The organism is Ruegeria sp. YKSF57, assembly GCF_059612585.1.
In genome coordinates this window covers 1-10548 of the sequence record NZ_JBXWQW010000084.1, presented here as the reverse complement: position 1 = coordinate 10548, position 10548 = coordinate 1, and the positions used below count along the sequence as shown (strand labels likewise).

Annotated in this window: 6 protein-coding genes and 3 pseudogenes; 4 read left to right on the top strand and 5 right to left on the bottom strand. The window is 52.1% G+C overall.

Annotated features, from left to right (window positions below):
• Window positions 1-207: 207 nt before the first annotated feature.
• Complete coding sequence (locus AC2FLX_RS21280) at window positions 208-2142, bottom strand: caspase family protein (RefSeq protein ID WP_496810524.1); 1935 nt, start codon at window positions 2140-2142, stop codon at window positions 208-210.
• Between the two features lie 131 nt (window positions 2143-2273).
• Window positions 2274-2585, bottom strand: a pseudogene (locus AC2FLX_RS21275) (IS3 family transposase); the annotation flags it as partial.
• Window positions 2586-2626: 41 nt separating this feature from the next.
• On the opposite strand from AC2FLX_RS21275, the pseudogene AC2FLX_RS21270 reads away from it, so the two are divergent.
• Window positions 2627-2842 (top strand): annotated as a pseudogene (locus tag AC2FLX_RS21270) (DUF1153 domain-containing protein); the annotation flags it as partial.
• Window positions 2843-3114: 272 nt separating this feature from the next.
• On the top strand, window positions 3115-3708 hold the full coding sequence (locus tag AC2FLX_RS21265; protein WP_496875536.1) for an IS3 family transposase: 594 nt from the start codon (window positions 3115-3117) through the stop codon (window positions 3706-3708).
• A 154-nt stretch (window positions 3709-3862) separates the two neighbouring features.
• Here the strand turns inward: AC2FLX_RS21265 and AC2FLX_RS21260 are convergent, their stop codons facing one another.
• The 3 genes from AC2FLX_RS21260 to AC2FLX_RS21250 form a co-directional block, all read right to left on the bottom strand.
• Window positions 3863-4942: a hypothetical protein gene (locus AC2FLX_RS21260; RefSeq protein ID WP_496810526.1), complete on the bottom strand. Its 1080-nt coding sequence runs from the start codon at window positions 4940-4942 to the stop codon at window positions 3863-3865.
• A gap of 315 nt (window positions 4943-5257) precedes the next feature.
• Entirely contained in the window at window positions 5258-5755 is a 498-nt protein-coding gene (locus tag AC2FLX_RS21255; protein ID WP_496810527.1) for a hypothetical protein, read from the bottom strand.
• Entirely contained in the window at window positions 5748-6515 is a 768-nt protein-coding gene (locus tag AC2FLX_RS21250) for a helix-turn-helix transcriptional regulator (protein WP_496810528.1), read from the bottom strand. Before AC2FLX_RS21250 ends, AC2FLX_RS21255 begins: the two co-directional genes overlap by 8 nt.
• Before the next feature lie 581 nt (window positions 6516-7096).
• Between AC2FLX_RS21250 and AC2FLX_RS21245 the strand changes: the two genes are divergently transcribed.
• Window positions 7097-9310 (top strand): hypothetical protein, encoded by a 2214-nt coding sequence (locus tag AC2FLX_RS21245; RefSeq protein ID WP_496810529.1) that lies wholly within the window; start codon window positions 7097-7099, stop codon window positions 9308-9310.
• Window positions 9311-9408: 98 nt separating this feature from the next.
• Window positions 9409-10548, top strand: a pseudogene (locus AC2FLX_RS21240) (type I secretion protein); the annotation flags it as partial.

Below are 10548 nucleotides of genomic sequence, written 5' to 3'. Positions count from 1 at the left end.
CCCAAAACCGCTTCTTCCGCCCGCTCATAGAGTGCCCCTTAGTGTCCACTATCGATGGTGGACACTTAGCCCCCGCTAGCGGCAAGCGTTAGGTCGGGTTCAACGGACGCTACGACGCATCCGCGCTCAGCGCCTTGAGTGGGATTCACGCAAATTGGCAGCTCGGTCGGATTTGACCAAACCCGTGTCTCAAAATTACGTAACCGCTTAATTCTCCGCTAGGACCAGCGGGTTAAAACCGCCACTGCGCCAGCTCTGCAATGCCGAAGTAAAGTTCGGTCCAGGCAGACCGTCGATCACACTGGTGTACAGCCCCGCTTCCTGCAGCAGCCTTTGTACTTCCATGATCGTCTGTCGTTTCCACTGGTCGGATACTTGGGTCAGTTGTTTGATGATTGCTCCGTCATCTTCCGCGGCTCCACGCAACAAGGTACGAGCGGCTTGCGTCGCATCCCGTGGCACACCCCGGCCTTCGTCCAACAGAATAGCAGCGGCCAGGAAACCCTGGTATTCGCCCTCGCGTGCCGCTTTCTGAAAATAGCCAAGAGCCTGCGATGGTATTCCAGCTATGCCATCCTGCGCCAATACCCCCAAATTGAAAGTTGCCTTGGGGGAACCGCCATCAGCAGCGCGCTTGAGCAAGGATATCGCTCTCTGTTCGTCTTTGGCAACAATTTGACCTTGGAACAGTATCACAGCCAGATTGATCATCGCATCAAAACTGCCGCCTTCGACAGCGCGTTCATACAACGCCAGTGCCTGGTCTGTATTCCGAGACACTCCGGTTCCGCTTTCATAGAGCTGCGCCAACGATACCATAGCGCGCAAGTCACCCCGCTCAGCAGCCTGCTTATACAGAGTCACAGCCCTGTCCACATCACCACTCGCAATTGTTGCTCGGGCCAGCAAAGCGACGTAGTGGGGCAAATCTGGTGATTGCACGGTCGCCGCGCTGCATGCCTGAATGGCCGTCATGGCGTTTTGTTTCAGATGGTCAAACGGAACACCAGGGATACTGGCCGTTCGGTCGCGAGGATGGGTTGCCAGCCTTTCACAGATTCCACCAGGGCTTGAATCCTCGGGTCGTGGAATCGACTGAAGCAATCGCTTGGCTTGGGTTGAATGAGAACCATCCGGATATTGCTCAATATAGAACTCCAGTAAAGGGCGCATCCGGCTGCGTTGTGCGAGCTTCCACAAACGTTCGGCCTGAGCGTCCTCATCCTCTACCGCGACGGCACGGGTTCGCGCTCCAATCTGTTCAAACTGATCCAGAAAGGCCGCGACCTCGCCAGTGTGAGATCCCTGGGGGTAGCGATCCATATATAGCTGCATGAGCGTTGGGTCTTGCGCACTTGCCGCCACTTGCCACAGCAGGGTTTCTTCGGAAACAGTTGCCGGACTGTTGTCAAAGCGGAACTGCCGCGTCATTGAGGAATTATCCCAAGGAATCTGCCGCCCTCCGGTCGCTGCAAGAACATCCCTGCGCACCGAAATCATCATATCCGAAATATCCTGTCCCGGCGTATAAATATGGCTGAGCATAGCTTCCGTAAAAAAGCTGTTCCTTCCGGTTCCGTCGTAGGCAACATTGTCTGGTTGGGTGGCATACGCGAAAAGAAAATCAGCCGAACTGCCGACCCGCGCCAGTCCGTCACCGCCCACATTCAAACCGGAGTCTTCAAACGGGTTGTCTCGGCAGGCATCCAAAAAAATCAGTCGAACACCTTTCGATTTCTCCATACGCGCGATGAACTCGCTGATCGGTACAGTCTGTGTGACGACATCTTGAGCCGATGAGATTTTGGCATCTACAGGAAGCAAATAGTTTTGCCCTTCGACCTGAAAACCATGACCCGCGTAGAAGAACAACGAGACATCAGAATCCGCAGCAGCAGATCCAAAAGCGTCAGCCATCGCCGTCATCTCGGTCTGTTGCAAATCCGTACCAAGATATACTTCAAATCCCAGCCCTTCTAGCGCAATTGCCAGATCTGATGCGTCATTGATCGGATTGTCCAACGGGCTGACCGCCTGATAAGCGGAGTTACCGATTACCAAGGCAACCCTTTTTTCCGCAAATGCCGCAACAGCATTCACCGATACAAGCACCAACGCCAATAACAAGCGGATTAGGATCACGGGACCATTGCTCCGACAGTCTACAAACCAGTGGCGTTGTATCGGCAGAATTCGAAACAACCAATCGCGGCCATGATTGTTCTACCTGTTGATGCTACAAACTGACAAGGTCTCGATCGCTGGCCGGGTGTTCAGTCTGGACCTGTCCCGATTTCGTGCTGCCGTCGCGGATTGTTGAAGCCGTTGATGTATTGGAAGATGGCCAGTTCGACGTCTCTGCACGTTTGCAACGATCTTCGCCAGAATATTTCCGCCTTGATCGTCTTGAAGAACGTCTCGAAGGCGGAGTTGTCATAGCAGCTGCCTTTGCCGCTCATCGATACTTGGAAGCCGTGCTGACGCAAGAGCTTCTGATAATTGTGGGCGCAGTTTTGGCTGCCACGGTCCGTGTGGCGGAGGCAGCCTTTGGGAGGCTGCCGCAGAGCTACGGCCATCTGTATCGAGCCAGTGAAATCCTGCTCATGCTATAAGAAAGGACCTAGCAATGAGCGATACGATGACAGAGGCAGTGAAACGATGGACGGCTAGGCGCAAATCAGCGCTGGTCGTTGAGATCATTCAGGGCAAGACGACGGTGGCCGAGGCGAGCCGGACTTACGACCTGGCACCATCAGAGATCGAGAGTTGGGTTGATGATGCCAAGAAGGGCATGGAGAACGCCCTGAAGACCAATCCGCTCGACGTTCGACAGGAATATGGAAAGCAGCTCAAAGACCTTCAGGAAGCTTACGGCGAAGCCATGCTGGAGCTCCGGGCGCTTCATGAGGGCCTTCTCGCTGATGGTGACGCCGTGCCGATCTCCAGGCTTTGCACCTGGTTCGGAGTTCCGCGCCGCACGGTCTACTACCAGCCGATGAAGGCCGCGCCGAAGCTGGACGATCGGTTCATTGCGCCGATCAAGTCCATGATCGAGGAGAACCCGTCGTTTGGCTATCGCACGGTCGCGCACCTTCTGGGTTCAACAAGAACACAGTGCAACGGGTCTTTCAGATCAAAGGCTGGCAAGTGCGCAAACGGCCGACCGGCGCCCGGCCGCGGATTGAGGCCTTGCCGTCCGTCGCAGAGAAACCAAACGAACGATGGTCGACCGATCTGGCGCGTGTCTGGGCAGGCAAGGATGGCTGGTGCACGCTAGCCCTGGTGATGGGCTGTCATACCCGCGAACTTTTGGGATGGCATCTGTCGCGATCCGGCAAGGCGACGACGGCGGCTTCAGCTTTGGAACACGCCTTGATTGCGCGCTTCGGCACATTGGGCAAAGTCGACGAGCCATTTCTGCTTCGCAGCGACAACGGCCTCGTCTTCACATCTCGGAAGTACACGGCCCTGGTCAAAAGTTACGGCCTGCGCCAGGAGTTCATCACGCCCCATTGTCCTCAGCAGAACGGCATGATGGAGCGGCTGATCCGATCCTTGAAAGAGCAATGTGTCCATCGCCAGCGCTTCGAAAGCCTGGCTCATGCGCCCCGTTCTGTCGGCGACTGGATCCAGTTCTACAATCACAAACGCCCGCACCAGGCCCTTGCCATGTGGACGCCAAACGAGGCGCTCAAATTAGTAGCTTAACCTGAGCAGATTCCGCCGGGTCGATACGAAATCCGCATCCGCATCGCCCTCATGAACCGCCGAAATCAAACGCGTGGTTGACGTCGGCGGGGTAAGGGTCTTCACTCCTCAAACGCGAGTTACGCAACAACGCCAAGGAAACTTGAGGCTCAGGTCAGCGCCCAATCAATCTCCTGACGACGTTGCGAACTCTTCGCAGCACCGTGGCTTGCTGCGGTTTCGGAAGGCTCTTGGCATATTCCATCCCTAGAAGTAGATAGTACAACCTGTTCGCTAATATTTCGGGTCTCCGCGTTGTTTCAATTCTTATACCATTTGAGACGAGTACTTTTTCAAGCCGATTTAGAGAACATTGAGATATTTCATTCATCCAAGATGTTAGGTTAACTTCGGGGCAAGTGTTGCGTAATCTATTAAATTGAATTCCAAATTCTCTCGCCAACCAATCGCAATCATTATAAATCGCAACAGATACAAAAGCACGTTTGTCTATGGCTTCTCCCTCCCTCAACTCATTTCGAATGATACCCTGCAGTCTTTTATAGGCGGAGTCCATGACTGGATCACCACGAAAAATCGGATTTGATCGATTGAACGCATGCAATATTTTCAACGCGTCGGCGCTCAATGATGAGTTTGGCGATTGAGTTTTTGTTCGCTTGAAATCCAATCCCCAACGTTCGCATAAATCGAATACGACGTCTCCCTCGCGCAGTGCATTCCTGTTGTAGTCGTATAATTCAACATTAGAACGGCCAAGGAAATTTATGAACGGCATCACCCTTCCGCGGTACAGCGGATCAACCGCTGAGGGGACTTCTGCACTATTGCCTCCCATCACCGTCTGTTGAAAAGCACTGGCCGCAAAAGACAAAGGGTCTCTCGCGTACATTAACACCGAGATAGACTGGCATCGTTGGGTCAGCCACGACAAGAAGTCAACTTTCTCTTTCGATGTCATCAGAGAAATGTCTTCACCCGAAATAATTATTCGCTGCCGGTCGCTTCGAGCCAGTTGTTGTTCCAATTCTATGTGAACTTGTTCTCGAAGAGTCGGTGCGCTTTCTTGGGATAAGCCATACTGGTATGAAAATTTTGTAAGGTTATCATGGTCAGAAAAGGCAGTCCGGATTGGAATGCTGTGGTTCAGGTATCCTAGCTGCGCATAAAATGTGTGCCCGTCGTCATAGCCTTCCAATGCCGATTGAATCGCTGTCGAACCGGTCTTGTGCATTCCAATGTGCAGTAAGCACTTCATTTGCTTTATCTCTTTTTTCCAACAGCTTAATGCTAAGCTCGGCTGAACCTATATTAGCGCGTCAGGCTCCTCAACTAAAAACTTGGGTTTGTTTTCTGAAATCACTAGACGCCTGTGGTAACAAGCGATGTAAGGAAACCGGTCCAGTGACGACGACGTCACCGGCGCCTGAGTGTTCACTGTAAGAGCAAGCCAGGCTCCGTATTTATTGCCGACGATAGGCACCTAGGAGGCGATAGGCAACTAGGAGGTTTGCCGCTCGACTGCGCCACGCCGAGGACCTATGGAAAACTAAATTGGATACTTCAGTTGCCTGATCAGCCGCCACAAATCTTGGTTTGCGTTTGTGAGTTTTTCAACAGCGTCCTCAATCTGGGAGATCGCCAGATCATCTACAATATCAGCGCGACCAAGCTTGATATCTGTTTTCCGATCTGCAATTCGCATCAGTATTGTTCGAGGATTTCCACTGTCAGGATCAAAAGAGTATATGCAATGGTTGTATTTGTTTCGGATTGCAGAGAGTTTTGTCAGGCGCTGCGTTTGCTTGAGTATCAAGCTTCGGGCTTTTTCGTCACTACCATCCATTTTCGAAAGGCGTTCAACCAAATCGATACGTGCGCGAGTGGTATTCAGGGTTAAAAAAATAATAACGGCTATTTCTTTATCTGTCTTGCACAGTCCCGCAATCAGATGGATCAGCAAGCTTTCGGTGTTTGTCCAAATATAATTTAGTCGCCCAACTAGCAAGATTAGGCGATCAAAACGTATTTTGGGATTATCAGCCACTGACTTTTGGTCGGTTTTCAGCCGGTACCATCTCAAAAAAGAAGTTGGCTGCAGCAGTTCTGTTACTGACACCAATTTTTTTGACAATATGATGCATGTGAAGTTTGACGGTGTGTTCTGTTATTCCGAGGTTAGAAGCCACCTGCTTGTTGCTTTGACCATGAGAAACTAGTTGCAGAACCTCTTTTTCTCTGCGCGTCAAACGAGTGTACAACCCTTCGCAAACTGGTTGTTGACCATTTGCACAAAATTGCCCAAAGGTGCCTGATGTCCGAACGGGAGGTTTATCTTTTTGGACGAGCTTTGCCAGAAATGCAGGAATAAAAAGCTCGTAATGCAGTAGTAACCTTAACACAGACCGCCATACATCGGGTGTTACATTCATCGGCAAGAACCCGATTTCACCATGCTTTAGGCAGTCCCATTGCAAAAAGAACGCTTCGGCGGCGGCTTCTTTTCGGTAAGCCAAAGCCAAACATCCTGACCCGGACACATCCAGATATGGTTGTGGATAGTTCAGAAGATGTTCGCCCAACTGTTGATCTACGACAAGCATGCGAAGTGTTGGCATTTTGTTCTCAAATACCGACTGAGCTTGCCGGAGAGTTTCGCATCTGTATGCGAACACTCCAAACTCGGCGTGAACATTCATCAAAGTTTGGCTCGAAAAAAAGAGTTCTTTCCCCAAAAACAATACATCAACTTCAGTTGGCGAGCGAGTAGATAACCCGGCTGTTCCATTGAAATCAAGCAGACTCATCACGCCCCCCCAAATCATTCACAGATCAATACCCAGAAATATCTCTTAAAATCAATCAATTAACCAAATAGATGTGTGCATCCAAGAATTCTCCTCAAAGTTTAGCGGAAATTTTTATGATTATCAACAGAGAGTTGACAAAGCGCGAGGTGGATAGAACTTTGGATTAATACCTCTCACCCAAGAATAATCGTTTCACCACATTCCTTTATAATCTTTGTGATAATTTTTTGAGAAATTCTTCCACGTTTTCAAATCGTGAGGCCGAAATAATATTGGCCCCAAAATAAAAAATAATAATATCAAATCACTAGATGAAATAAATCATATTATTGGCTGGCCAGAGTCGGTTTTTTCCGCAACTATAAGGGGTCTAATTTATGAAAATACCCTAAAAGTAATGCCTGCAAATTTTCTCGAATGCTCGCAAGTTCTTTGGTTGCAAAGGAGGTGATGAAAAAATTTAAGGAGAAGCAAATTTTTTGCCGGATCGAGATAACTCGATTCATCTGTTTAAAACGCGCCCATTTCTGCCTTTTACATGACTGGCGGGCCGGCGCAAGGAAAATGGATTACTTGCTATGAAACGGAATGCAGCCAATTCAAACAACACGACAGTCGATGAAGTCGTCGTCGAAAACCTCGATGCATCATTCGATACAGACATCCAAGTGGATAAAGCATTTGTAGAGGCGGACGTGAACGCTCAACAACAAAAACAAGACCAATCTGTTGACACTTCTGACGCCCAGGATCAGGAACAGTCCCAAAAAACCGACGTCGACAACAAGGTCGATAACGCAGACAACCAAAAGCAGGGGCAGGATCAAGGTCAAGATCAGACACAGAAACAACAGCAGCAGAACACCAATGGAGGTGACGACAGCAACGACAATTCCAACTCGAATGCGATCAATATCGACTTTGGTGGTGGTGAGTGGATTCCGCGCGACGACGATCAGGTCGACCTGGATCTAGGAGACTACGCTTCTGTTGGCGATGTAATAACAGCCGGCAAAGACGTGAACTATGATCCCGGTGATGACATGCACCTCAAGATCGATCTCGAGGGCGAAGGCAATGACATGTCGTCGATCAATAGCCAGGTAGCGAGTCTCTATGACAATGACACCCTGAAGTCACCGACTGTCTCCAACACTGGAGAATTCAACCAATCCGGCAACGCTCACGGGGGCAAGGCTCATGCGGAAGAAGGCATAAGCGCGGATGCTGACGGCGGCGATACTGGTGATGGCGGAACCATTTACGGCGGTGATGCAACCGGAGGTAAAACCTACGGTAGTGACGCGATTGCCAAAGGCGGCGATACCGGTGACGCGAACGCCAAAGCTGGCGGAGGCGAGGGTGGCGACACCGGCGACGCACACAACGCAAGTCTAGGCGTAGGCCTTTCAGGCGCGCATGCGGATGGTGATAGTGTTGGCGGCGATGGCGGAGACGCCGACAGCAGCGCGAAAAGCGACAACGCAACCAAGTCGCATACCGAATCCTCGGGGACTGGTGGCGACGGCGGCAGCGCAGATTCGCTGGGTATTGCCGTTGGTCTTGGCCTGTCAGGAGCGAATGCCGAAGGTGATGCAGACGGTGGTGACAACAAGTCGACATCGGATGCTGACAGCAGTGGATACGCTGACAACGATACATCCGCCAAGGGTGCCGATGGAGGCGATGCGGGTGCAATCGGCGTTGGTCTGAACAGCAACAAGAGCGACAGCAACACCGAGGCCAATGATGCCGAAGGTGGTGACAACAAAGCCATCGGCGGAGCACTTGGCGCAGCTGGCAGCACCGCAGACGGCGAAGGCGGAGACAGTGGTAATGGCGGCTTCTCCGGCTTGATCGAAGCGGCGATCGCCGCGCTCCATCAGGAAGTCACTGGCGAAAAAGCCGACAATGACAACGGTGGCAACCAGAAAGCTTCGACCGGCGATGGAGACTCTACTGGTGGTGATACCAATGGCGGCGACGGCACTGGCGGCTCATCGACAAGCAAGGCAAATGCCGAAGGTGTCGACGATCAGACTACTGGAGACGGGCCGAGCATCGACCAAGATACCGGCGATGTGAGCGGCAAGGCCAACAATAGTCAGGATACGGACGCGACCGGCGGCGCTGGTGGCACGAATACATCCAATGGGGCTGCCGACGGCTCATCGATTGGCAAATCCGCAGCGGATGGTACTGGTGGCGCCGGCGGCAGCAATACGTCTGATGCGGCCTCTGCAGCTGACGGATCAGGATCGGCTGACGCGGCCAACACAGGCGGCTATGGCGGCGCCGCAGATGTGTTCTCCAAATCCGATACCGACGGATCGGCGGACAGTCTTGCAAAGGCAATTGCTGGTTATGGTGGAGACGCAACCAGCGACAATGATGCCAATTCCGCGGGCTCCGGCACAGCTCATGGTGCCGCATACTCGGGCGCCGGAGGTACCGGTACCGGAGGCAACTCGAATGGCGGTTCGTCGGGATATTCGATGGCCGACGCAGCCAGTGGTGATACCTATGGTGGTGCCGTTTATGGCGGTGATGCGTCCGGCGCATATTCCGGTGACGGAGGCATGGGCGGCAACGCGGGCGAATGGGGCTCGAACAATGGTGGCGACGGGATCGTGACTGGTGAGTCCTATGCTTCGGCGGCTGCCGTGGTCGATACATCGGCCTTCAATCAATCGATTGTCATGGGGGCAAATGTATTGGGCAACTCGGTCGACACCACCATGGTTGGCGGTGCGATGACATCGTCCTATGCAACAGACGATACAGACGTCTGAATCCTTGAATGAAGATAGCCGGGGCCGTTCGACGGCCCCGGTTTACGGAAATCCGGTTTCCCGGTCTTCCTAATCATACGAGCGAAAGGGACCCTGCCATGGCGCTCGACAATATTACCGAAGTCATTTCGCATTTTATCGGTCTATTTGACCTGACGATAGAAAAGGCCCGACTAAGAGATCAATACGAAGAGTTCACGGCTCTTCGACGGAAAGCGGATCTGGAAGAAATGCCAGATGCTACGAAAATCGTAGTCAAATCTGATCTGGAATTGGCGCCTGGCAACTACGTAGCTTCTGATTATGTGGCAGAAAAACTGGGCGCCGGTGAAGCAGTTGAACTGCCGATAACCGTTTCTATTGCGTCGCCCTTGATCGTCGAGGGTGTCGCTCCGCCCGCGCTTGTGCAGAACAACATACCGCTGTTTTCCGGCGATGATCGGAATGCGCCGGATCTTCCCGTAGAGCAGCCGCTTGAAGACATACACAATTTCCCCGGCTCGGCACTCACTTATACAGATCAAAAGCTTCAATTGAGCGACAATGACATCTTTGGCGAGGGTGTTCTTCGCGATATACCAGCAAAACTGGAACAAGCCGAGGCACTTACGAATCTTGCTGACGCACTGCATGCGATACCTTCGTTGGCATTGGGGCTTTCCAATTTTCTTTCACTGGAAACGGTCAAAGTCTTTGCAAAAGCGATGGCATCTTCTGAGGCCACCTCTGTTGAAGGGGCGCAGGTATTCCAGTTGACCGGTCAGGAAGCGGTCGGCATCATTGTGAATGGCCAAGCGGCAGCAGAACTTCCTTCCTGGAGTGAGTTGCTCCCCTTCTATCACAAGGCGCGGGATGTGGGTTCTGAAGAAAGCGACATCAGCGCGTTGCCGCGAGAATGGGCCTCATCTGATAGCGAAGGGAGCTTCGAAGGGCACACGATCGTTACGGGCGGAAATCTTTCAATAAATGAGGCAAACGCGAATATCGCCTGGTTGGATGCCCCTTATATCGCCGTAGGCGGTTTGGCGATCAATCTGATCTATATTAGCCAGGTCGCGGTGGTGTCAGATCTGGATATGACTGACACTGAAGGCATTAAATCAAACACGTCCATTTTCAATACGGCAGAAATCGAAATCAAGCCCAACACGGCTGCATGGCTCGACAACGAAAAAGGGTCGGGCGGACCGCCGCAGAATGTACATATCGACCAGATCAAGGGCGATCTGACGATCACC